This window comes from Pantoea sp. KPR_PJ (assembly GCF_041386365.1).
Taxonomy (GTDB): Bacteria; Pseudomonadota; Gammaproteobacteria; order Enterobacterales; family Enterobacteriaceae; genus Pantoea.
Window position 1 is genome coordinate 445787 of record NZ_JABMIK010000001.1, and the last position, 22433, is coordinate 468219.

General features: G+C 54.5%; 21 protein-coding genes and 1 pseudogene. 16 read left to right on the plus strand and 6 right to left on the minus strand.

Features of this window, described 5'->3' with window-relative positions; all coding sequences use genetic code 11:
* The first annotated feature begins 97 nt into the window (after positions 1–97).
* Both HP564_RS02115 and HP564_RS02120 read left to right on the plus strand, forming a co-directional pair.
* Entirely contained in the window at positions 98–763 is a 666-nt protein-coding gene (locus tag HP564_RS02115) for an AzlC family ABC transporter permease (protein ID WP_371239709.1), read from the plus strand.
* Positions 760–1083, plus strand: coding sequence for an AzlD domain-containing protein (locus HP564_RS02120; protein ID WP_371239711.1), 324 nt, complete (start codon positions 760–762; stop codon positions 1081–1083). The genes HP564_RS02115 and HP564_RS02120 overlap by 4 nt, the downstream gene beginning before the upstream one ends.
* A gap of 192 nt (positions 1084–1275) precedes the next feature.
* On the opposite strand, the gene HP564_RS02125 is transcribed toward HP564_RS02120, so the two are convergent.
* Together HP564_RS02125 and HP564_RS02130 are read right to left on the minus strand one after the other, a co-directional pair.
* Positions 1276–2070, minus strand: coding sequence for a glycosyltransferase family 32 protein (locus HP564_RS02125; RefSeq protein ID WP_371239712.1), 795 nt, complete (start codon positions 2068–2070; stop codon positions 1276–1278).
* A gap of 168 nt (positions 2071–2238) precedes the next feature.
* Positions 2239–3192, minus strand: coding sequence for a glycosyltransferase family 32 protein (locus tag HP564_RS02130; RefSeq protein ID WP_371239714.1), 954 nt, complete (start codon positions 3190–3192; stop codon positions 2239–2241).
* A gap of 290 nt (positions 3193–3482) precedes the next feature.
* On the opposite strand from HP564_RS02130, the gene HP564_RS02135 reads away from it, so the two are divergent.
* The 9 genes from HP564_RS02135 to HP564_RS02175 all read left to right on the plus strand — a co-directional run bounded on the left by HP564_RS02135 (position 3483) and on the right by HP564_RS02175 (position 14042).
* Complete coding sequence (locus HP564_RS02135; RefSeq protein WP_371239715.1) at positions 3483–4385, plus strand: alpha/beta hydrolase; 903 nt, start codon at positions 3483–3485, stop codon at positions 4383–4385.
* A gap of 505 nt (positions 4386–4890) precedes the next feature.
* Positions 4891–7602, plus strand: a complete 2712-nt coding sequence (locus tag HP564_RS02140; RefSeq protein WP_371239716.1) for a cation-transporting P-type ATPase — start codon at positions 4891–4893, stop codon at positions 7600–7602.
* Positions 7603–7906: 304 nt separating this feature from the next.
* Positions 7907–8152: a hypothetical protein gene (locus HP564_RS02145; RefSeq protein WP_371239718.1), complete on the plus strand. Its 246-nt coding sequence runs from the start codon at positions 7907–7909 to the stop codon at positions 8150–8152.
* A gap of 472 nt (positions 8153–8624) precedes the next feature.
* Positions 8625–9521, plus strand: coding sequence for an alpha/beta fold hydrolase (locus tag HP564_RS02150; RefSeq protein ID WP_371239720.1), 897 nt, complete (start codon positions 8625–8627; stop codon positions 9519–9521).
* A gap of 258 nt (positions 9522–9779) precedes the next feature.
* Positions 9780–10979 (plus strand): M20 family metallopeptidase, encoded by a 1200-nt coding sequence (locus tag HP564_RS02155; RefSeq protein ID WP_371239722.1) that lies wholly within the window; start codon positions 9780–9782, stop codon positions 10977–10979.
* A gap of 10 nt (positions 10980–10989) precedes the next feature.
* Positions 10990–11838 (plus strand): transporter substrate-binding domain-containing protein, encoded by an 849-nt coding sequence (locus HP564_RS02160; RefSeq protein WP_371239723.1) that lies wholly within the window; start codon positions 10990–10992, stop codon positions 11836–11838.
* A 6-nt stretch (positions 11839–11844) separates the two neighbouring features.
* Positions 11845–12570 carry an ABC transporter permease gene (locus tag HP564_RS02165; protein ID WP_371239725.1) on the plus strand — a complete coding sequence of 242 codons (726 nt, stop codon included), beginning with the start codon at positions 11845–11847 and terminating at the stop codon, positions 12568–12570.
* Positions 12571–12579: 9 nt separating this feature from the next.
* The gene (locus tag HP564_RS02170) at positions 12580–13266 is read left to right on the plus strand and encodes an ABC transporter permease (RefSeq protein ID WP_371239727.1); all 687 of its coding nucleotides are present in this window, start codon (positions 12580–12582) and stop codon (positions 13264–13266) included.
* Positions 13263–14042: an ABC transporter ATP-binding protein gene (locus tag HP564_RS02175; RefSeq protein WP_371239729.1), complete on the plus strand. Its 780-nt coding sequence runs from the start codon at positions 13263–13265 to the stop codon at positions 14040–14042. The genes HP564_RS02170 and HP564_RS02175 overlap by 4 nt, the downstream gene beginning before the upstream one ends.
* 60 nt (positions 14043–14102) lie before the next feature.
* Here HP564_RS02175 and HP564_RS02180 read toward each other — a convergent pair whose 3' ends face one another.
* The 3 genes and pseudogenes from HP564_RS02180 to HP564_RS02190 form a co-directional block, all read right to left on the minus strand.
* The gene (locus HP564_RS02180; RefSeq protein ID WP_371239731.1) at positions 14103–14516 is read right to left on the minus strand and encodes an ASCH domain-containing protein; all 414 of its coding nucleotides are present in this window, start codon (positions 14514–14516) and stop codon (positions 14103–14105) included.
* Positions 14516–14839 (minus strand): annotated as a pseudogene (locus HP564_RS02185) (ABC transporter permease subunit); the annotation flags it as partial. The pseudogene HP564_RS02185 and the gene HP564_RS02180, both read right to left, overlap by 1 nt.
* Positions 14840–15066: 227 nt before the next feature.
* Complete coding sequence (locus HP564_RS02190) at positions 15067–16812, minus strand: EAL domain-containing protein (protein ID WP_371240637.1); 1746 nt, start codon at positions 16810–16812, stop codon at positions 15067–15069.
* 668 nt (positions 16813–17480) lie between these two features.
* Here HP564_RS02190 and HP564_RS02195 point away from each other — a divergent pair.
* From HP564_RS02195 to HP564_RS02215, 5 genes are all read left to right on the plus strand, one after another.
* A complete protein-coding gene (locus tag HP564_RS02195) occupies positions 17481–17888 on the plus strand; it encodes a YsnF/AvaK domain-containing protein (RefSeq protein ID WP_371239733.1) in 408 nt (135 codons plus the stop codon).
* 26 nt (positions 17889–17914) lie between these two features.
* Positions 17915–18892: a YsnF/AvaK domain-containing protein gene (locus HP564_RS02200; RefSeq protein ID WP_371239735.1), complete on the plus strand. Its 978-nt coding sequence runs from the start codon at positions 17915–17917 to the stop codon at positions 18890–18892.
* A gap of 798 nt (positions 18893–19690) precedes the next feature.
* The gene (locus tag HP564_RS02205; RefSeq protein ID WP_371239737.1) at positions 19691–19960 is read left to right on the plus strand and encodes a hypothetical protein; all 270 of its coding nucleotides are present in this window, start codon (positions 19691–19693) and stop codon (positions 19958–19960) included.
* A gap of 113 nt (positions 19961–20073) precedes the next feature.
* Positions 20074–20664 (plus strand): flavin reductase family protein, encoded by a 591-nt coding sequence (locus HP564_RS02210; RefSeq protein WP_371239739.1) that lies wholly within the window; start codon positions 20074–20076, stop codon positions 20662–20664.
* A 19-nt stretch (positions 20665–20683) separates the two neighbouring features.
* Entirely contained in the window at positions 20684–21700 is a 1017-nt protein-coding gene (locus HP564_RS02215; RefSeq protein WP_371239741.1) for an NAD(P)-dependent alcohol dehydrogenase, read from the plus strand.
* Between the two features lie 37 nt (positions 21701–21737).
* Here the strand turns inward: HP564_RS02215 and gstA are convergent, their stop codons facing one another.
* Positions 21738–22340, minus strand: coding sequence for a glutathione transferase GstA (gstA, locus tag HP564_RS02220; RefSeq protein ID WP_371239743.1), 603 nt, complete (start codon positions 22338–22340; stop codon positions 21738–21740).
* Positions 22341–22433: the final 93 nt, after the last annotated feature.

The window sequence follows — 22433 nt, forward strand, 5'->3', positions numbered from 1 at the left end:
CTCCTGTTTTTTAAACCGAACAAATCGTTCGCATTGTAAAACGATCTGAGGGCGTTCATTATAACGGAAATATCGTTCGTTATGAGAAGGATTTGTTATGCAGGTCTCCCGTACCCCTCTCAGCCGGGGAGTCATAAAAGCCATTGTTCTGGTGTGCCTCGCCGACGGCATCGTTGGTTTGTCTTATGGCTCGCTAGCCAGCGCTGACGGTTTCCCACTCTGGGTGCCTATCGCGCTCTCAACGCTGGTGCTGGCAGGTGCGTCGGAATTCCTGTTTATTGGTATTGTGGCGGGGGGAGGCAGCCCGCTAACTGCTGCGCTGGCAGGCCTGCTGGTTAATGCCCGTCATCTTCCCTTTGGTATCGCGGTCAAGGATCTGGTGGGGACGGGCGCGCGCGGTCTGTTTGGCTGCCACATCATGAACGATGAAAGCGTCGTGTTTGGCATCTCTCAGTCTACGCTGGCACAGCGTCGGGCTGCCTTCTGGGTATGCGGGCTGGGTATCGCCCTGATCTGGCCGCTGACGGTGATCACCGGTGCAGCAATCGGCCAGTTTATTCCTGATGTGTCGGTGATTGGCCTTGATGCTGTGTTTCCCGCCATTCTGATTGCGCTAATATTCCCGGCGCTGCGTAAGCGCCGTACGCTTATTCCTGCCTCCAGCGGCGCGCTGTTATCTGTTCTGGCCACACCTTTTGTTCCGGCTGGCATGCCGGTGCTTTTTTCCCTGCTGGGTTTACTGACGTGGAGGATGCGTAAATGAGTCAACAGGCCCTGATTATTGCTGGCATTGCGCTTCTGGCGTCCGGCACTTACCTCATTCGTCTGGCGGGCGTAAAACTGGGAAACCGTCTGCCGCTGACTGAACGAACGCAGACGTTGCTGACCGATGCCGCAACAATCCTGTTACTGGCGGTGGCATCGACCAGTACGCTGTTTGAGGGCGAACAGTTTGCCGGGATGGCGCGAGTGCTGGGCGTGGCGTTTGCCCTGTTTCTGGCGTGGCGTAAAGCGCCGCTGATTGCTGTGATTATTGGCGCGGCAGTCATGACTGCCGCGTTACGCTACTGTGGTGTAGCCTGAGCAGCTTGCCACTGCGCAGGGGATAGCCGCGCGGGCCTGAACAGAGCCATTTACGCTTAGCGCCATGTCTTCCGGCATGCGCGAAAGCGTAACGTGGCTGGCGGGCAGTATGACGTCATAACTCTTGCACCGCGCTAATCAATCCGCCAGGCCAGTAAGGACCCTGGCGGAAGACTCTGGTCGCGGCGAAGATTATTTTTCCAGCAGCAGCTTGCCCATTACGCTGTCGCGCCTGAGGATGTTGAGCCGGCGCACCAGCGGCAGAAAACGACGATCGTCATTGGTCAGCTTAATGAGCTTAGGATGCGTGGCGGGCTCACGTGTACAGAGCAGAAACAGCGACATTTTCAGGCTGTCCCAGCGGAAAGCATCCTGGTAGAAAAAGGCGGAGCTTTCACACTTTTTCAGGTAGCAGCTAAAGCCCGGCTGTTCGCGCATCACAATCTGACAAAGGAAGTTAATAATAATATAGCTTCCACGATTGATACCCTGACGGATATCGGCAAAGTCGCTGCGCTGACGTATTTGCGCATAGTACTCGTCAATACCGATCCGGGTGAGCGGCATAATCAGCTCCAGCCAGCGGGTGATAAACGCATTGCCAGGCGGAGAGGCGAGAAACCAGGCTTCCACGACAGGGAATGCTTTATCCACGGTGGTGCCGTCACTGTAGTACCCCACCACATCATAGCCACTGCGCTGGTGAACCCATGAAAAATCCTGATAAACCAGCGTTGAGCTGTCAACCCAGATGCCCCCATACTCTTTCAGCAGCGCAAGGCGGATCACATCCCCTTTATGCGACATGCCAATCTGCGCATAGTCAAAGCGCAGCCAGGGCAGGAAGGTCTTCACCGATTCGCGGTTCAGCAAACGGATCTGGTGATCCGGGTTCATCTGTTTCATTTTGGCGTAGAACGCCAGGATGAAGTCAGGCGGCGTCAGGTCGTCCCAGTACATCCAGATCACTTTGGGAACCGATCTCACCTCAGCGCCTGTCTGTCGGCGAATATCCCGGACATCGTTATCATGGACGTCTGAATAGTCCAGATCAGGGAATCGAAAAATTTTGAGCTTATATAAAACATAAAGCAGCAGAAATTTTACGGTTCTGAGGTGCTGTTTTAGTTTTGCCATTTTTTGCCTGCTTAGTGATCAAGGGTGCTGTTGTTCCAGCATGAGTTTTCCAAGTATGCTTTCTGCCTCCAGGATCCCCAGCTTACGGGCCAGAGGTAAAAACTGGCGGTCACTGTTTGTCAGCTTAATTAATTTAGGATGGGTGGCAGGCTGACGGGTGCAGAGTAAAAACAGCGACATCTTCAGACAGTTCCACTTAAAAACATTCTGATAATAAAAAGCCGAGGATTCGCATTTCTTCAGGTAAAGATTCAGGCTGTCAGCTTCTCGCATGGCAATCTGACTAAGATAATTGGTGGTCAGATAGCTGCCGCGCGGGATCCCCTGCTTGATTAGCTCGAAATCGGGCCGGTCTTTAATCTGCGCATAATAATCATCTACGCTGATTTTGGTCAGCGGCATGATGAGTTCAAGCCAGCGGCTGATAAAGGGGTTTTCTGGCGGTGCACACATAAACCAGGTTTCGATCACCGGATAGCGGGCATTGTCAGTATTGGCCTCGCTGTAGTAACCGACCAGATCGTAGCCGCAGCGCTCGTGTACCCAGCTAAAATCCTGATAAACCAGCGTCGAGCAGTCAACCCAGATCCCCCCGTAACGCTGGAGCAGCGCCAGCCGAATCACGTCGCTTTTATGGGCTAAGCCAATGCCCTGATAATCGAAGTTCAGTGCAGGCAGATATTCCCGCAGGCTGTTACGGTCCAGCAAAATAATCTCGTGCTGCTGGTTAGTTGCCTTCATTTTTTTATGGAAAGCCATAATATGTTCAGGCGGATTGGGGCTGTCCCAGTACATCCAGATGACTTTCGGGATAGTACTTTTCTGACTGTCCTGTCTGGTGAGAATATCTAATGCTTCATTTTCATGTACATCGGAGTAGGTAAGATCGCTAAACTTAAATATGCCTGTGCGGTATAGCGCATAAAGGCATAAAAAGCGTACAACCCGTATCTGATATTTAAGGCGGTCCATTTCACAACCTCTGATTAATGGCCTTGCTGGTGTTGGAAAAAAATGAGGCGCTGTCGTCATCAGGCTGACTAACGGTCGGCATCAAAATAAATAAAGATCTGGCTGAATGCTGAAATTTAACGATTTGTGAAGTTGCTTCGCAATCCCCTCGCGGCCAAATCAGAGTAGTGCCATTCGCGCGTATTAGAGAACTGAAGGAATGGTGACCCTTCTGATGAGAAAGATTCTCATTATCTGTTGCGATTTGTTAGTATGGCGAATCATTGTTAACAGACTGAGATACTCCATTTATGCGCAGTATGCTGAAAAACTTCTTCACGGCGCTTCTGGCGCTGGCTATGGCGTTCATCCCTTTGTCGCAGGCGCACAGCAGGCCACGCATGGAGCCGCTGGGTGAAAATATTGCCGATCGCGGATCAGCCAGTTACCGGTTCAGCACCCGGATGTTCATCTCGGCCGATGGCCTTCGCCACTATAAAGTGTGGCTCGGAGTGCCAAAGCAGAGCAGGCCGGCGCAGGGGTTTCCTGTGCTCTATATGCTGGATGGCAATGCAGCGATGGCACAGTTCAGTGACGCCCGGCTACGGCAGATGATAAACAGGACACCGCCTGTGCTGGTCGCAATCGGGTATGACACTACCCTGCCGTTTGATGTGCAGGCCCGCGCTCTGGACTATACGCCGCCCGGTGGTCAGCCGGGCGATCCACAGCGGGAACGCTATGCTGGCGGTGGAAGCCATGCTTTTCGCCAGCTACTGCTAAACCAGATTGTGCCCTGGGCAGAAAAACAGGCGGCAAGCGATCCGCAACGCCGCGCGCTCTGGGGGCACTCTTATGGCGGGCTGTTTGTGTTGGACACGCTTTATAACGCTTCCTGGTTCACGCACTATTTCAGCGCAGCCCCCTCTGTCAGCTGGCGGCATCAGCGTATCGTTGATCTGGCGAAGCAGGCGCCGAAAACGGCGCTGGCAGGTAAAACGCTCTATCTGATTGAAGGCGACGGGCAGACTGACCGACGCAAAGGAATGGAGAGTGAAGGGGTAAAAGAGGCTGACAGCACGCTGATCGCCACGTTAAAGCAGAAAGGCGTCAGGCTGAACGAAATACGCTATCCTGGCCAGACGCACGGCCAGCTGCTGCCTTCGTCGCTGGAAGCAACGCTGAGCAGGGTGTCAGGAGTCTCTTTCCCCTGAACCCTCGCACCAGGGAGTGAAAAACAAAGCGGTCTGGATAACACAGACCGCTCTCTACTTTCGCCGCGCGCATTTTGCCTTCTCTATTCTGTTTAGAGATTTAATTGCTGTTTAATCATCTTAAGGACAACAGTGCTTCACGCATTAAAGGGCAATAATTTTAAAATTAACAAGGGCTGGTGAATATTCACCGGATCGTGAATTTCATTTTTATAAAAATCTGTCGACCAGATAAAATGTCAGCCAGCCCACTGCGCTGGTGGACAATACAGCAAACAGCACTAAATACAAGACATTGATGATAAGGTGTTTACTCATTAATTCCGCCCGTAACTATCAGGTAAATAACGATATTTTCTCGTAGCTGGATCGGCAACAGTCTTACTGAATTAAACCCACGAAAATATGACCTGAGTCAGTGTCCCCTGAAATAACCTGACGCACTATGCTGGCCGAATATTTTCCCCGTGATCAAACTGCCTTTATTACCTGCGCAGAGGATAAGATGAATAACGATCGGCATAATTTGCACTGTGCTGCGCTAAAAGCGCGCCCCTGGTATCAGCAAAGTAGTGATGAAATATTTGCTGAATTACGTAGTTCCCCCCAGGGGCTGACACCCGAAGAAGCACAAACGCGGCTGGAAAAACATGGCCCCAACACGCTGCCGCAAAAGAAGCCGCAGCCTGGCTGGTTAAGGTTTCTCTCTCACTTTAACGACATGCTGATCTACATCCTGCTGGCGGCGGCCGCGATCACTGCGATGATGGGGCACTGGGTCGACACCTTTGTCGTACTGGGCGTCGCGGTCATTAACGCTTTCATCGGCTTTATTCAGGAAAGTAACGCAGAGAGGTCTCTGAAGGGCATTCAGAATATGTTGTCGAATGAGGCCGTCGTGATACGCAACGGCGAGACCGTAACGGTGCCAGGTGACGCTCTCGTTGCTGGCGATGTGGTGATGCTGCGACCTGGCGATCGGGTGCCCGCCGATTTGCGTCTGCTGGACGTCCATAATCTGCGCGTGGAGGAGGCGATCCTTACCGGCGAATCCACCGTTGTATCGAAAAACAGTGACGTGCTGGAAGGGGAAAAAGCGCTGGGCGATCGTCTTAATCTGGCCTTTTCGGGTACGACGATCAGTTCAGGCACCGCCTCTGGCGTGGTCATTGCAACCGGGCGGGATACCGAGCTCGGCCATATCAACGACATGATGAGCCAGATTGAAACGGCCAGAACGCCGCTGCTGGTTCAAATCGATAAGCTGGGTAAAGCGATCTTTGCGCTTATCATACTGATGATGACAGGGCTTTTCGTCTTTGGTTACCTGCTACGCGATATCCCTCTGCCGGCGCTGGCGCTGTCGGTGATTAGCCTGGCAGTGGCAGCGGTACCAGAAGGGTTGCCTGCCATCATCTCCATTATCCTGTCACTGGGTGTGCAGTCGATGGCGCGTAACCGGGCTATCATCCGCAAACTGCCAACGGTGGAAACGCTGGGCGCGATGTCAGTTATCTGCTCGGACAAAACCGGCACGCTGACAATGAATGAGATGACCGTCAAAGCGGTGGTGCTGACTGAAAGTCAGTGGCGCGTGACCGGCGACAGCTATGAGCCAGAGGGGGAGATCCTGGCGGAAGGGCCATGCAACGGGCTTTCGGCGCAGCACGACCCGGTAATGACGCGCTTTCTCTCTACGCTGGATATCTGCAACGATAGCCAGCTTCAGCAGAATGCCGCGGGTCACTGGAGCATTGTTGGTGGCCCAACCGAAGGCGCGCTTAAAGTGCTGGCGGCAAAAGGTGGCGTGGCAACCGGTCAGGCAACGATTACCAGCAAGCTGCCTTTTGACTCGCTTTATAAATACATGGCGGTCAGCGGCGAGTCGCAGGGGCAAGCCTGGGTGCTGATGACTGGCGCACCCGACGTGCTGCTTTCTCTCTGTACGTACCAGCAGACAGCCCGCGGTAGCGAGCCACTCAATCGCGCCTGGTGGGAGGCTGCCATTACCCGCTATGCCAGTGAAGGGCTGCGTACGGTTGCGGCAGCGTGGAAACCTGTCGCGCAGCCCGGTACGTCACTGGATCATGACGATTTGCGTCAGGATATGGTGCTGCTTGGCCTGGCCTGCATGATGGACCCACCTCGCCCTGAGGCCGTTGCCGCCATTCACGACTGCCAGCAGGCGGGCATTCGCGTCAAGATGATCACCGGCGACCATCCGGAAACGGCAATGGCCATTGGTACCATGCTGGGTATCAGCAACAGCGGTAAAGCGCTGACGGGGCAGGATCTGGAGCAGATGAATGGGTGCCAGCTGGCGGAGGCGGCGCGCGAGTACGATATCTTTGCCCGAACCAGTCCGGAGCATAAACTGCGGCTGGTCAAGGCGCTGGCTGACAGGGGAGACGTTGTCGGTATGACCGGGGATGGTGTAAATGACGCCCCCGCGCTGAAACAGGCGAATGTCGGCATTGCAATGGGTATCAAAGGTACGGAGGTGACAAAAGAAGCCGCCGATATGATCCTGGCTGATGACAACTTTGCCACTATTGCGGCGGCGGTGAAAGAGGGCAGGCGCGTCTACGATAACCTGATCAAAACCATCCTTTTCATCATGCCGACCTGTTTCGCGCAGGGATTGCTGATTATCATCGCCATCCTGATGGGTAATCTGCTGCCGCTGACGCCCGTACAGATCCTGTGGATGAATATGGCGACGGCCGCCACGTTGTCGTTTGGTCTGGCGTTTGAGCCTGCAGAAGCAAATGTCATGCGTCGGCCACCGCGCAATGTCGGTGCGCCGGTTATGGACGGTTACGCTATCTGGCGCGTGATATTTGTGGGACTGCTGATATCGGTCAGCGCCTTTGTGCTTGAAGCCTGGCTACAGACGCGCGGCTATGCGCCGGAATTCATCCGTACCGTCCTGCTACAGATGCTGGTAACGGCCCAGTGGGTTTACATGCTGAACTGCCGTAGCTGTGATCACTTTTCACTCGACAGCAGCCTGCTGAAAAACCGGGGTATCTGGCTGGTGAGCGCGATATTGCTGGTGCTTCAGATCGTGATTATCTATATGCCGCTGATGAATGCGCTGTTTGGCACCCAGCCGTTGCCGTTCAGATACTGGCTTGTTGCGCTTATGGTCGGTGGCGTGTTGTTTATGATTGTTGAGCTGGAGAAAGGGCTCACGCGCCGCTGGCGTCACGCCTGATCGTTCTCTGAACGCCCTGAATACAGGGCGTTTTTTTTTCCTGACATTCGGCACAGACGGCACAATTCTGCTTATCAGTGTTGGTACAACGGCTTACTGAGGTGAAATCTGTGCAGAACAACCCTTGCGCGCCCCCTGAAGGCAGAGGGTTTTGCCGAACTGACCAGAGTGGAGCATGAGTCCCACGGCGTGCTGGCTCAACACCGTCATCCTTTTGCGGCCAAAGCGCTGGGGCGCGACGGCGAGCTGACCATCCGTACTGATAAAGGTGAACGGCGATATCTGCAGGGCGGGAGGGTATCTTGTGGCGAACCCGCCCCCTACTGAACTGTCTGGTGCACAGAGCGTACGCTATCTGGCGGGGCGTAAGCCCGTCATTCTCTGGCAGGCTGCCACGTCACCGGCAACGCGGACAGGCTGGCTGGTTAACCCGCCGCGGTTACAGGTTGTGACTGCGGCCTCTGCTGATTCTGGCCTCGCGACAGATGGCGGGTCGGCGCTGTTTACCGGGGCGGCCTGGCGTTTGCCTCAGCTTCCTCACAGAAGCTAAAACGCTTACAGCGGCGTGTCGCCCTCTCACGAAAATAAAACCGCTGTCGCGACGGCTGGCTTTCTCATCCCGTATCGCGCTTGTTTGCTGGCGCAGGTCCCCTCACGTACGATGCCAGAGTAAGCCAGCCACATCGTTCTCTACAGGCTGAACAATGCTCATGGACAACAGGGCTGTCGATGATCCTCCTGGCACAATCATCGCTGGCGCTGTGAAAAAGATCTGGCGCCCCTCGCTTTGACCTGCATAACAGGTGCAGCAGGGCGCACCAGCCTGCGCCCCTCCAGACCGCCCGGCGCGCACGACAGCAAAAGGATGACTCACGCTTTTCAGACGGGGAAAAATGCGGCAGTATAAGGAAATGTTCATTTCCTAATTTCGGTGTTGCTGAGGGCTCTTGGTAAAAACGCCACAGGGCTGGGCAAAACTGTCGTGATTTTGGAAACAACCATTTCCTGACTGAGGGATCATCATGAGCGATATCCGGCATCACTTTGCCCAGGTTAACGGCATGCGTTTGCACTATCTTACGGCGGGTGATCCGCTACAGGAGCCGCTGGTTTTGCTGGCAGGATTCCCACAAAGCAGTTTTGCGTGGCGCGAAATAATGCCGTTGCTGACAGAACGCTTTTATCTTATTGCGCCTGATTTACCGGGCCAGGGGGACTCCGATCTGCCGCTGAACGGCTTTGATACTGCCACGCTGGCTCAGCAGACAGAGGCGCTGTTACGACAGCTCAATGTATCCGCTTTTAATCTTGTCGGTCATGACATTGGCGCATGGGTTGCTTTTGCGCTGGCCGCTCAGTTTCCCGAGCGCGTGAAAAAAGTGGCTCTGCTCGATGCCGGTATTCCGGGCGTCACGATGCCCGATGCGCTGCCTACTGCTTCAGGGAACGTCTGGAAAACCTGGCATTTTGCTTTTCATCTTGTTGCCGATCTGCCGGAATCATTGATCGCCGGGCGGGAAGCTATCTATCTTGACTGGTTTTTGCGGCGCAAAGCGGCGAACCCGCGGGTGTTTGATACCCTGAAAATGCAGGAGTACCTGCGCATTTTTACACGGCCGGGTGCACTGCGCGCCGGGCTGGCATTTTACCGGGCGTTTGAACTGTCAGCCAGCCAGAATCGTGCGGTGGTGCAAAACGGGCGTTTACCGATGCCGCTGCTGGCGGTCAGCGCCGATCAGGGATCCATTCCCGATATGGCGACCCCGCTGCGACAGTTTTTCACCAGTGTCAGCGGCGTTACCCTTGACGCATGCGGCCATTTTATCCCCGAGGAGCAGCCCGCCGCGCTGGCAAAACATTTCTACGCTTTTTTCTGCAGGTGTTGCAGGCAAACCGAGGCACGTGTGCCTGCCGAATGATCTTTTGTGCAATAACATAATTAGTCGATGTAATAAGCGGTTCGTGATTATTAATAATCTTGCTTATTCGCTCTATTCTCAGGCTAATAAAAGCGGATATGATTTAACTCACTGTTTTTATTAGAATATTCAGGTAAGCACGCGCGTTGCTTTCTGTGCTGTGCTGTGAATAAATAAAGCCTGCAAACACAACAATATAGCCAGCGGCACGATCTGCTGTGCATACAGCCCGTCTGAAGGGCGTTCTGCAGGGAAATCATGACTGACGAAAAAGCATTACTGGCGACCGAGATTCGCGCCAGAGTGGCAGATCTTGAGTCACAACTTGTCGCCATTCGCCGGGATATTCATGCTCATCCGGAGCTAGGGTTCGATACGGTACGCACCGCTGACCTCGTGGCGACCTGGCTGCGCGACCGGGGACTCTCACCCAAAACAGGCGTTGGGCGGACCGGCGTTATGGTCGACATTGCTGGCGCCCAGCCCGGTAAAACGCTGCTGCTACGCGCAGATATGGATGCGCTGCCGATTCATGAACAAACCGGCCTGCCTTTCAGCAGTACCTTCCCGGGCAAGATGCACGCCTGTGGCCACGATCTCCATACCGCCACGCTGCTTGGCGTTGCCGCTATATTACCGCACTTCCACCAGCGGCTGCGGGGCACGGTGCGGCTGATCTTTCAGCCAGCCGAAGAGACGCCAGAGAGCGGTGCGGAGGCGATGATCGCGGACGGCGCGGCAGAGGGCGTGGACTGGGCCGTGACGCTGCACAATAAACCGGAGCTGGAGGCGGGAGAGGTGGCGCTTACGCGCGGCGGCAGTACTGCGTCGAGCGACGAGTTTGACGTCAGGGTATACGGTGTTTCTACCCATGCAGCACGGCCACACAAGGGCGTTGATCCCATCGTGGCGACAGCACATCTTATCGCTCAGCTACAGACGCTGATCTCCCGCGAACGCGATCCGGCTCACTCTGCCGTCCTTACTATTGGCCATATTCAGGGCGGAACGACGCACAACATCATCCCTGACAGCTGCCTGTTGCAGGGCACTATCCGCACAAAATCACCGCAGGTTCGCGCCGATATGGAAGCGTCATTCCGACGCGTCTGTGCAGGCGTGGCGCTGGCCATGAACGTGCGCGTTGAGGTGGACTATCAGCGCGGCGTGCCGCCGCTGATGAATGATGATCGCCTGATCGATGCGCTGGAGACGATCTTTTCGCATCAGTTTGGCAAACCGATTGTGGCAACGCCGAGCGACAGTTTTGGCGCGGAGGATTTTTCGCTGTTTACCGAGCGCGCGCCGGGCTGCCAAATCCATATTGGCTCGGCGACACCAGGCCGTCACGACCATCTGCACAACTCAGACTACCAGCCCGACGAGCGCAGCATCGCTGTCGGTACGCAGGCGCTGGTGCGGCTGGCCGTAGATTTACTGACTGATAATAACAATTGAGGATAGCACTATGATGATGCGCAAAGGCCTGTTCGCCGCCACGCTGGCTTTGGGATTACTGTCCGTGCCGGCCCTCAGCCAGGCAAAAGATTTTGGCACCCTGAAATTCGCTACCGAGGGCAGCTACCCTCCTTTTAACCAGACCACGCCGAGCGGCAAGATTGTCGGTTATGAACCCGACATCGTGGCTGAACTGGCGAAGCGCGTGGGCTTTAAGTATGAGATCAGCGCGCAGAAGTGGTCGGGTATGATCCCTGGCCTGATCGACGGCAAATATGACGCGGTAATCGACGCGGTAACCGTCACGCCAAAACGTGCAGAAGCTATCGACTTTACCCAACAGTACACGGTCAGCATCTCCAGCTTTGTCACGTCGAAAACCTCGCCGCTGGCGACCCTGCCGGGTACCGGTACGGTGGTCAATGCTGACGATAAAGCGGGCATGCAGAAAGCGATCGATGAACTGAAAACGGCCTTCAAGGGTAAAACTATCGCCGTGCAGGTCGCCACGATTCAGGCCGATTTCCTGCAAAAATACCTGGGTGATGTCGCTACCATCCGCACCTATCAGGCAGGTCCGGAGACCTTTGCCGACCTGATGAACGGTCGCGTCGATGCAGTAATGGCGTCGCGTACCAATCTGAACGCCTCTGTGAAAAAACATACGGATGCTATCAGCAGCAGCGGCTACGGTTTTGTCGGCGGCGTGCTGGGTGCGGGGTCGGCCATAGGGCTGCGTAAGGGCAGTACTGAATTAAAAGCCGCGCTGGACGAGGCGCTCTCAGCGATGATTAAAGACGGTACGCTGAGCAAACTCTCTGTTAAATGGTTCGGCGAAGACGTCGCACCCAAAGCCTGATAGCCCATGTTGACGCAAATTGACTGGCAGCTCATTGGCTTCGGCGATGAAGGATGGGGCGGCGTGTTGCTAAACGCCGCTACGGTCACGGTCACGGTTTCACTCTGTGCCTGGCTGCTTGGCGCGATACTGGGAAGCCTGCTTTGCTGGATGCAGATTGCCGGTTCGCGCTGGCAGCAGCGGCTGGCGGCCGGTTATATCACCGTCTTTCGCGGCGTGCCGGAGCTGCTGGTGATCTACCTGTTTTACTTTGGTGGACGCCAGGTGCTCTCCTCGATCGGCTCAGCATTAGGTTTGCAGGGACCCTTTGAAGTCAATGGCTTTATTGCGGGGGCGATCGCGATTGGCCTGATCTCGGGTGCTTATCAGAGCGGTGTTTTTCGCGGCGCTTTCTTCGCTATTCCCGGCGGCACGCTGGAGGCGGCAACGGTAACCGGGATGGGCCGACTGATGCTCTTCCGCCGCATGATCGTGCCGCAGGCCCTGCGCACTGCGCTGCCGGGCATGGGCAATCAGTGGCAGTCCGTGATCAAGGAGTCGGCGCTGGTCTCGGTCACCGGACTGGTAGAAACCATGAATCAGATCTCGACGGCGGCCAACTCCACGCAGATGTCATTTTTCTTCTACAGCGTCGGCGCGGTCATCTATCTGATTATTACCACCTGCTCCGACTGGCTATTCCGCGCCGTGGAGAAATTTGCCATGCGCGGTCAGCCACGCACCCCTATTTAAGGAATGCCGATGGATATCCCTTTTTTACAGGAAACCCTGCTGGCACTGCTTAAAGGCCTGCCGCTGACGCTAAACCTGGCAGTGCTGTCGCTGTTTGGCGGGGGAATACTGGCACTGTTGCTGAATCTGCTGCGCCAGACGCGCATCGGCAGCTACGTTACCCGTTTTTACGTCTGGCTGTTTCGCGGTACACCGCTGCTCATCCAGATTTTCATGATCTATTACGGGCTGGGGAGTCTACCTGCGGTACGAGAAAGTGTGCTGTGGCCGATGCTGCGAGAGCCATACTGGTGTGGGCTGCTGGCGCTGATCCTCAACGACGCTGCCTATACCTCGGAGATCCTGCGTGGCGGCCTGAATGCCGTAAGCCGACAGTCGCTGGAAGCGGCGAGAGTGTGCGGTATGCCATCGCATAAGATTTTCACGCGTATCACCTTACCGATAGCCATTCGCCAGGCGCTGCCTGCCTACAGCAACGAAATTATCTCCATGACAAAATCGACCTCGCTGGTCAGCACCATCAGCCTGATGGAGATGACGGGCATTGCTGACGCTATTGTCTCATCGACGTTTCGCGCGCTCGAGGTCTTTCTCAGCGCCGCGATCATCTACCTGCTGCTGAGCATGCTGGTCAGCAAAGGGATTGCCCTACTGGAGCGACGTCTCTCTCCCTACTACTATGGAGCACGTTCATGACCCAACCGACCATCATGCTGAGCCATCTCAGAAAAAGCTATGCGGGACATGAAGTGCTGCACGATATCAGCCTGACGGCGCAGGACGGTGACGTGATTTCGCTGATCGGCGCCAGCGGGTCGGGTAAAAGTACGCTGCTGCGCTGTATCCCGTTTCTTGAAGTGCCGCAGGCGGGCGTGGTGGCGGTTGGCGAGAACAGCGTGACGCTGGAGAATGCGGACGAAAAGCTGAGCCGCGCGCAGCGCCAGCGCATCAAGCTGATGCGTATGCAGCTCGGTTTTGTCTTTCAGAGTTTCAACCTCTGGCCGCACAAGACGGTGATGCAGAACATCATCGAAGCACCGGTACATGTGCAAAAGCGCAGCGTCAGAGAGGCGACCGAGGAGGCCGAAGCGCTGTTGCATAAGGTGGGATTATATGCAAAGCGCGACGCCTGGCCGTCGCAGTTGTCGGGGGGTCAGCAGCAGCGCGTGGCCATTGCGCGCGCCCTGGCACAGCAGCCTAAAGCGATTTTGTTTGATGAGCCCACCTCGGCACTCGATCCTGAACTGGTGGGAGAAGTACTGCGGGTGATCCGCGGGCTGGCGGAAGAAGGGCGCACTATGATCATTGTGACGCACGAAATGGGGTTTGCGCGCGATGTGTCAAACAAAGCGGTGTTTCTACATCAGGGGATCGTCGAAGAAGAGGGGTCCCCCGAGCAGGTTTTCCTTGACCCTGTATCACCCCGCTGCCGTGCCTTTGTGAACAGCCACTTCCAGCGTAATGCCAGTTAACGTTGTCACGCGCGAAAAAAAGCCCGAAAGGGCTTTTTTATTGGCGACCATTCCGCGAGATCAGATCACCTCAACCAGCTGAAACGTCTCAAACACCAGTTCCATCTCCGGATGAAAGGTTCCTGTGTGCTGGAAAAAACGCTGGTGCTCACGACGCCAGCTTTCAAGGCTGAGATCGTCTTCACCTTCAAGCATGGCCATCTCTGCTGTCACGCGATCAAAGCGGGTGAGGAACAGGCCGGTGGTGCGGATCACGCAGCGCGGCTGACTGGCACCGTCCAGCACGATGCTGTAGCCGCCGGGCTCTGGCTTTTCCTCATCATCTTTCCAGGACTGGAGTGAACCACAGCTTGCCACCTTTTTACCGGCTATCACCAGCGTCACCAGGCTGTCGGCCAGCGCGGCCGAATCGCCAAACGCCCAGACACGGGCTTCAGGGTATTTATTAACTAACTGCTCCAGAGACAGAGACATCAGATCGCTCCCGATCGGGTAGGCCGCGCTACATCCCGCTTATAACGTCGGACAAACGCAAAGCAGGCCAGCGGCAAGGGTAAAGTAACCAGCAGTAGCAGCCACAGCAGCACCTGTACTGCGTCCACGCTGTGATCCTGCAAATGGTTGTAGAGCTTAACCGGAATGCCCTGCGGGAAACAGGCAAATATCATCACAATACCGAATTCACCCATGGCGCGAACCCACGTCAGTGCGACCGCAGAGGCCAGTCCCGGTGCAGCGAGCGGCAGCGACAGGCGACGGAAGCGTTGCCAGGGCGACGCGCCCAGCGTGCGCCCGGCATCTTCGAAGTGGACCGGCAAGAATCCACAGAAATCTGCCTCAGCCTGATGGTTGACCGGAACCGTAAGCTGCTGCACGGCACCATTTTCTTCCTGGAGTAGATAGCGGGTGAGGGTGAGGTTGAGAGCCAGCTCCCGTCGAATTTTTTCGACGCTAAACAGCACAAGAGCGGCTCCGCCACGCTTTAAGAGGTGAACATCTGGGCGTGGCGGAGCAGTGAGAAAGCTCAGTGCAGCCAGGCTTCCAGCTCCGCAGGTTTCAGCGGCCGGGAATAGAAGAAACCCTGCGCCTGATCGCAGCCAAAAGTTTTCAACGCCTGCAGCGTTTGCACATCCTCAACCCCTTCCGCAATAACGACAAAGTTCAGCTCCTTGAGCATGCTGATAATGCTGCGAGCGATAATGCGTGAGGTCGGATCCGTGGCAATCCGGCTGACAAGTGAACGATCAAGCTTGATGATATCGAGCGGCACTTTGCTCAGATAATTGATATTGCTGTAGCCGGAGCCAAAATCGTCAAGCGAAATGGAAAACCCCTCTGCCTTCAGCGCTAACAGACCCTTTATCGCCGCGGGACACTCCAGAAGTTTTTCGGTTTCCAGACATTCCAGCCCTAACAGATAATGAGGCAAACCGGCCTCTGTCATGCAGGCGATCAGTTTCTCTACAAAACCATGGCGGGAGAAATCCTGCCCGCTGATATTTACCGTTATGGGCAGCAAAAAGCGGGTCTGTTTCCATCTCTTTAGCTGGGCAATGGATTCTGCAATAACCCATTCCGTCAGCGCGGGAAGTTGACGGGTCTGCCCGGCCAGATGAATAAAGGCTGAGGGTAGCAGCTCGCCATAGTCACCATGTTTCCAGCGAATCAATGCTTCCAGCCCAACGGGTTTGCCGGTTTGCAGACAAATTTTAGGCTGATAGACGAGATAGAGCCCCTCGCCGCCGCGCAGGGCCAGGGCAAGGTCGTTCATCAGGCTGAGCTCTTTTTTCTGCTGCGCGCTCAGCGCATGATGAAAGCTCAATGCCGGAACGTTGAGACTGACCGCTTCATGCATCGCCAGCATGGCCTGACTGATCACCTCAGCAGGTGTCTGCACAGACGCTCTGAACAGCGTTTCGCCTGAATGCGGTGTAAGAGAAAGAGACAGCCCCTCTCCTACGTCTGCGGTAATGCCCTCCAGCTTACCGGCTACATAGGCGGCGCTGAGCCGACTGGTTTCGCTGGCCAGAAGGGCAAAGCGCCCCGTAGAAAGGACATAAAACATATCTCCGGTAGAGAGGCGCAGACGCAACGGGAGAAGTGTAGCAAGATCGTGCAGTAAACTGGTGACAGGCTCAATACCCAGCGAGCGCGCCAGTTCAAAAGTGCGCGGCATGTCGAGACACTCAATAATCACCAGCTTTCTGAGCGTGGCATCCTGTGCCTGCCTGAGAAACAGAAGATCACGCTCCAGGCGCCGATGGTTTGGAAGCCCGGTCAGAGGATCGGTAAAGCCTGACGCATGCCAGGCTGTTAAAAATGCGGTGATGAGCCCGCCGAGGATCACGAGTGTTGTCACCTTGTCGGTCGAGAAGACGTGAGGTTCTGTATCGGTGACGCAAAGTGTGCCAATGACAGCGCCGCATAACGTTTTTAACGGAATACCTGCATAAAAACGGATCCAGGGGGAGCCAAGTACAAAAGGATGATTCACAAAGCGCGCGTCCAGACTGGTATCAGAAATAACCAGCGCAGCTTCACTTTCAACCACATAGCGACAAATAGCATCCTTACGTGATGAGGTCTCGAGCGTAAAACGGTGAGAAGCCTTGATATACTGATTATGCTCATCAAGCACAGAAACAAACGCTGAAGGAATATCCAGCACCTGACTGGCGAGCAGAACAAAATGTTTCAGCACCTTCTCGCGTTCAGCGTCAAAGGTTTTAAGCCTTTTTATTTCTTCCTCACCAGAGTGACTCTGGGCCATATTCAAAAGGTCGCGCATTATTTTTAGCCAGCCAGAGTAAAGAGGGCAGGGGGGGACGGTCAGGCTGAGCCTTAAGGTCATTCTGTCTTTTCGCCAGAATACGCAACAGTTTTCATATTGTCATAAAAAAATTTTCTCCCGTGGATATTTTTCTCTTCCGCGTCCTGTGCCTGAGTACCCTGTTCCGGGGATCCTGGATTGTCTGACAGAGACTTATTGCGTAATGCTTTCTTAGTAAATGCAATAAACTGCAATCTTTCTGTTGTTTAACGCGGTTAAGCGGCCCTGTTTTTTTTCCTGCTCAGGGAGAAAATGACGCGCACCTCATTTTTTAATCCTTTATTATCATTAAGTTAACATGATAAACATTGTGGTATGACACAGCCTGATGACTATGATGACGCTGTAATTCAAATCTATTTAAATTAAGGTCCATCATAAATATTAATCTTTGGCATTAAGTCCTTGCCGGGTCTGAAAAAATTAACTGAACTCTTTTCAGATCGGTTAATAAAAATATCTCAGGCGATGTTATTTGTTCTTTTTTTTGCCGCCTGGCTTGCATCATCTGTTTTTTGAATCAAACTTAAATTTCTTAGTTGTAAATGCTTTTGATTTGATTATATCAGGGTGTTTATTTCAACCGGGCATTTCATGAAGGGTGAAATATGGTTTCTTCTTCGCACAATGACGAACATCCCGATGCAGAAGAGGACATTTTGCGTCTTGCTGAAGAACGGCTCACCGTTACGCGGGAAGAGGTTCTGGATGGTCACGTCACTGTAAAGCGTCGAACGTTAACGCATGACGAGCCAGTGAGTCTGATGTTACGTCGGAACAGTGTGGATGTAACGCATGTGCCTAAAAATGAGCGCATTGCTGCTATGCCTGAAGTCAGGGAAGAGGGAGGTGTCCTGATTGTTCCGGTAGTCGAAGAAGAGATCGAGATCGTTCGCAGGCTGGTTTTAAAAGAGGAACTGCATATCCGGCGAACCGAAGAGCAGTTTCTCTGGGAAGAAACTGTTCCTCTGCGAAAACAGCACGTTGAAATTGAACGGAAAAAAGATGACACCTAAGCCATCCCAATACGCAGGAGGATCCCATGGCACACGAAAAGATCGTAACGATGTTTAGTACCCTGGCTCAGGCAGAAGGGGCAAAGCGCAGCCTGTTTAAAGCGGGTTTTGCAGAACATGATATTGATGTGATTTCAGGCGAGCGTCTGAAATCGGAAGGACATGAGGCGCGTCATCCTGGTTTCTGGCAGCGTCTGTTTGGCAATACCCTCGATGAGGAGCAGAGCGGCGTCTATGAAGATGCGATCAAATCGGGTAGCGTCGTGCTGACCCTACGCGCCGAAGAAGAGAAGTTGCCGCGCGCCTACAGCATCATCGACGCGCACGATACGGGTGAAGTTCCTGCGGGTCACGGGCTGGCACAGGATGATGGTTATACCGTCTCATCTGCCTATACCGTTGATGAGGTTAACCGGGATGACGGTGTCAGCACGGTTAACGAAAGCGGCCTGACTCAGCCCGTGCGCACCTCACTGACAGGTGATGAGAGCGAAGAAGAGGTGCTACGCCTGGCGGAAGAGCGTCTTGAAGTGGGTAAACGTCTGGTCAGCGAAGGGACGACGCGTGTGCGTCGCTATACCGTGACCGATCAAGTTTCAGAAAATGTGTCGCTGCATGAACAGCATGCGGACATCTTCCGACGCTCAGCGCACAGCCCGGCGGCAACCGATGACGTAGACTGGGAAGAGAAGACGATTGAAGTAGCTGAAACACATGAGCAGCCGGTTATCAATAAAACGGCGCACATCAAAGAAGAAGTGGTAGTGCGTAAAGATCAGAGCGATCGTGTCGAGAACGTTACCGACTCCGTTCGTCGTCAGGAAGTGGATATTGACCACACCGACAACGGTGTCAACGTCAACGCCCCCCTGTCAGATGAGGCGACAGCCAGGCCCGCAGGCGTGGTGAATGACACCGACGTTGACAGGCCACTGGCCGACAAAAGCGGCTCTGCGTCGCTTCGGGACGATGAAAAAATCGATCCGCTGCTGAAGCGGCCGTAAGTCATACGTCGCCTGACAGCTGGACGGAATTCCCCGCCTGTTCCAGAAGCGGGGTAAGCTGCAGCGGGGAAGTTAACGTTTTACCCTGGTGTTGGCTCACGTTAACCTCCCCGTCTGCATGCATCAATTTATCGGCATTCATAAAATTTCTGGCAGTTTATTCTATTGCCAAATATTACCTGAAATGCAGACAGAAAAATGTCTGGTGACCAGGCGGGCTGTCAGATCGATTATCGCACTGAGGCAGGGCACTGGAAACAGGGGCCACCTGAACTATCATCCGGCAGGGTGTAACCTGAAGGCGTCTGAAATTTATGCCAGCAGCGCCAGCCTCGGAAAGCAATTACGCCAAAAAGAGGAACACTATCATGTCAGAGCGTCCTGACTCGCAACCCTTACCGGACGATGCAGAAATACCTGCTTACGAAGATGATGAGACTGAACAGACGCGCAAATAACGCTATGTCTTTCTCTCCCGGACGGGCAGGTCAGGCTGTATCTGACCTGCCCGACAGATAACCTGCACGGTTTCTCTTGCATTCATTATGTATCTGGCCCTTCCCACTCCCCTCTACCTGCCTTCCAGGTTGTAATTCCATTCTGGCCGTGCATTGTCAGAAAACGGCTTTTTTGGAAACGCTTCCACTGTAATAATTGCGAAATGTAAAAGTCGTCGAAAGCCCTGTGAAGCGGCTATAGTTATTTTTCATATGACCCTTTATTCATTGGCAGGCCGCTGGCCTGTACGGTATCAGGTTTTCCAGCCCCGAAGCCGAAAAGTTCTAGAAGAGGTTGATTTTGCTTACGAATCTTTCCTGGAAAATTATCCACGACGTGATCAATAAAACCATTGAAGAGATGCTGGATGAGCAGCAAACGGTGGACGTGCCGTCACTGCGCGCGCGGCTTACAGAGCTGGCTGAGACGGAAAAGGATGAGGGAATGGTGCTCTGCTACTGGCAGGCCATCAAGGTATTGACGAGGTTGCCCTCCTCAGTGACGGCTGACCAGCTGATGACCGCAGCCCGCCACGCTTTTCGCACCCCTCTAAACCATGATCTTTCATAAAAAATGACGGGGCACATAGCGGCAAACCCGTGCCGCTTATATCGCGTAAAGTAAAACGTTTACAGTGATTTATGATGTGCAAAATTGCGCCATCAGTGAGTTAAGGAACCGACATGTCGCCTTTCCGTCCGGTAGCACTACAGCATGCCAGCCGCCTGCTTAATCATGGCCCGACTATTCTTATTACCAGTCAGCATCCAGAAACCCAACGCCGTAATGTGATGGCAGCTGCCTGGTCGACGCCGGTCGAGTTCACTCCGCCGCGCGTGGCCATTGTGGTGGATAAATCAACCTGGTCACGTGAACTTATTGAATCCAGCGGGGCGTTTGGCGTGTGTGTACCGGCTGCGGCATTTGCCGATTTAACTTATGCGGTAGGAAATACATCAGGACGCGAGCGGGATAAATTCAGCGCTTATCGCATTCAGTCTGTTTGTGGTCCCGAGCTTGGCGTACCGCTGCTGGAAGAGAGTTGTGTTGCCTGGCTGGAGTGTCGCCTGCTTCCTGAAACAGAGGCGCAGCCGCGTTATGACACGCTGTTTGGCGAAGTGGTGGCGGCAGCGGCTGACAGCCGGGTGTTTTATGACGGGCGCTGGCATTTCAGCGATGAAAATCGTGCGCTCCATACTCTGCACCATCTGGGCGGCGGACAGTTCGTAACGGTTGCGAACAGCTTCAGCGCAACGCTGCCTGAAGCACATTAATTATATCAGCGAGGAAAGCATGAAATTTAAAAGTTACGCGGCAATGCAGGCCGGGGAAGCGCTACAGTCCTATGAGTACGATCCTGGCCCACTGGCGGCAGAAGATGTCGAAGTGGAAGTGGAATACTGTGGTGTTTGCCACTCCGATCTTTCAATGATTGATAATGAGTGGGGCATCTCAAGCTATCCGCTGATTGCGGGCCACGAAGTGATTGGCCGCATCGCCGCGCTTGGCGACAGCGCGAAAAATAAAGGTCTGGAGATCGGTCAGCGCGTAGGCATTGGCTGGACGGCAAAAAGCTGTCAGCACTGCGATGCCTGTATCAACGGTGAGCAGGTCAACTGTGAAAACACCAGCGTTCCGACCATCAACAACCGCGGCGGTTTCGCCAGCCATTTACGTGCCAACTGGCAGTGGGCGATCCCGTTGCCCGAGAGCCTGGATCCGGCAACAGCCGGCCCGCTGCTGTGCGGCGGTATCACCGTCTTCAAGCCGCTGCTGATGCACAACATCACGGCGACCAGTCGCGTAGGCGTTATCGGTATCGGTGGCCTTGGCCATATGGCAATCAAACTGTTGCGTGCGCTGGGCGCGGAAGTCACGGCCTTCAGTTCGTCGCCGTCAAAAACCGAGACCATCAAACAGATGGGCGCAGACTATGTAGTGAACAGCCGCGATCCGGAAGCGCTGAAGAAGCTGGCAGGACAGTTTGATCTGATCATCAGCACCGTCGCGGTCGATCTTGACTGGCAACCCTATTTCCAGGCGCTGGCGGCGAAAGGCAAATTCCACACTGTGGGTGCCGTAATGAAGCCGTTTGAAGTGCAGTCCTTTACGCTAATCTTAGGCGATCGCGCTGTGACCGGCTCCTCTACCGGTTCGCCGGGCCAGCTGCGTTCGCTGCTCAGGCTGGCATCGCGTACCGATGTCGCTCCGACGGTGGAATATTTCCCCATGTCGAAAATCAACGACGCGCTTGAGCACCTGCGCGCCGGTAAAGCGCACTACCGCATCGTGCTAAAAGCAGATTTCTGATAAAAAAAACGCGCCCGCTTGTCGGGCGCGCTCAGCTTCAGATAAGTCCTTCCGACTTCATGGCGGCGATCACCGACGGGCGCTGCGCATGAGTAGCGATAAAGCGCTGTAGCGCGGGCCAGCGCTCCAGGCTGAAGTCAACCACGCGGAACCAGCCCAGCACGTTGAACAGGTAAGCGTCAGCAATAGTGAAGTGCTGCGCATTCAGGCAGGTATTATCCCCCAGCGCTTCAGCCAGCCAGTTCAGGCGCTTTGTCAGCGTTGCGGTTACTGCCGCTTTCCATTCTGGCGTAATGGCCGGGTTGAAGAAGGCACCAATGCCTTTATGCAGTTCCGTCGAGATAAAGTTCATCCACTCCAGTACCGCATAACGTGCTTCGCCACTCGCTGGCAGCAGATGACTTTCTGGTTTCAGATCGGCCAGATACTGAGCAATCACCGCGCCTTCAGTCATGACATGGCCATTATCGAGCTGTAGCGCTGGCACGTAACCTTTGCTGTTTATCGACAGAAAATCCTCGCCGTCAGCGGTGCGTCTGGTTTGCAGATCGACGGCCACGGAGGTATGCGGCAGACCGGTTTCGTGCAGCACGATATGTGTCGTCAGCGAGCAGGCGCCAGCCTTGTAAAAAAGTTTCATGCAGTTTAAGTCCCTGAATTGTTTTTATCACCGCCGCAGTCTACGGTAGTGCAGGCGCATTACGCCATTGCGTTTTGTGCTCATGCCGAATTT

Bases quoted from the DNA above. Each gene is read 5' to 3' on its own strand.
- HP564_RS02115 (WP_371239709.1), top strand. From the start codon at position 98: ATGCAGGTCTCCCGTACCCCTCTCAGCCGGGGAGTCATAAAAGCCATT.
- HP564_RS02175 (WP_371239729.1), top strand. From the start codon at position 13,263: ATGACCCAACCGACCATCATGCTGAGCCATCTCAGAAAAAGCTATGCG.
- HP564_RS02120 (WP_371239711.1), top strand. From the start codon at position 760: ATGAGTCAACAGGCCCTGATTATTGCTGGCATTGCGCTTCTGGCGTCC.
- HP564_RS02180 (WP_371239731.1), bottom strand. From the start codon at position 14,516: ATGTCTCTGTCTCTGGAGCAGTTAGTTAATAAATACCCTGAAGCCCGT.
- HP564_RS02135 (WP_371239715.1), top strand. From the start codon at position 3,483: ATGCGCAGTATGCTGAAAAACTTCTTCACGGCGCTTCTGGCGCTGGCT.
- HP564_RS02160 (WP_371239723.1), top strand. From the start codon at position 10,990: ATGATGATGCGCAAAGGCCTGTTCGCCGCCACGCTGGCTTTGGGATTA.
- HP564_RS02165 (WP_371239725.1), top strand. From the start codon at position 11,845: ATGTTGACGCAAATTGACTGGCAGCTCATTGGCTTCGGCGATGAAGGA.
- HP564_RS02140 (WP_371239716.1), top strand. From the start codon at position 4,891: ATGAATAACGATCGGCATAATTTGCACTGTGCTGCGCTAAAAGCGCGC.
- HP564_RS02200 (WP_371239735.1), top strand. From the start codon at position 17,915: ATGGCACACGAAAAGATCGTAACGATGTTTAGTACCCTGGCTCAGGCA.
- HP564_RS02190 (WP_371240637.1), bottom strand. From the start codon at position 16,812: ATGGCCCAGAGTCACTCTGGTGAGGAAGAAATAAAAAGGCTTAAAACC.
- HP564_RS02215 (WP_371239741.1), top strand. From the start codon at position 20,684: ATGAAATTTAAAAGTTACGCGGCAATGCAGGCCGGGGAAGCGCTACAG.
- HP564_RS02210 (WP_371239739.1), top strand. From the start codon at position 20,074: ATGTCGCCTTTCCGTCCGGTAGCACTACAGCATGCCAGCCGCCTGCTT.
- HP564_RS02130 (WP_371239714.1), bottom strand. From the start codon at position 3,192: ATGGACCGCCTTAAATATCAGATACGGGTTGTACGCTTTTTATGCCTT.
- gstA (WP_371239743.1), bottom strand. From the start codon at position 22,340: ATGAAACTTTTTTACAAGGCTGGCGCCTGCTCGCTGACGACACATATC.
- HP564_RS02195 (WP_371239733.1), top strand. From the start codon at position 17,481: ATGGTTTCTTCTTCGCACAATGACGAACATCCCGATGCAGAAGAGGAC.
- HP564_RS02155 (WP_371239722.1), top strand. From the start codon at position 9,780: ATGACTGACGAAAAAGCATTACTGGCGACCGAGATTCGCGCCAGAGTG.
- HP564_RS02150 (WP_371239720.1), top strand. From the start codon at position 8,625: ATGAGCGATATCCGGCATCACTTTGCCCAGGTTAACGGCATGCGTTTG.
- HP564_RS02170 (WP_371239727.1), top strand. From the start codon at position 12,580: ATGGATATCCCTTTTTTACAGGAAACCCTGCTGGCACTGCTTAAAGGC.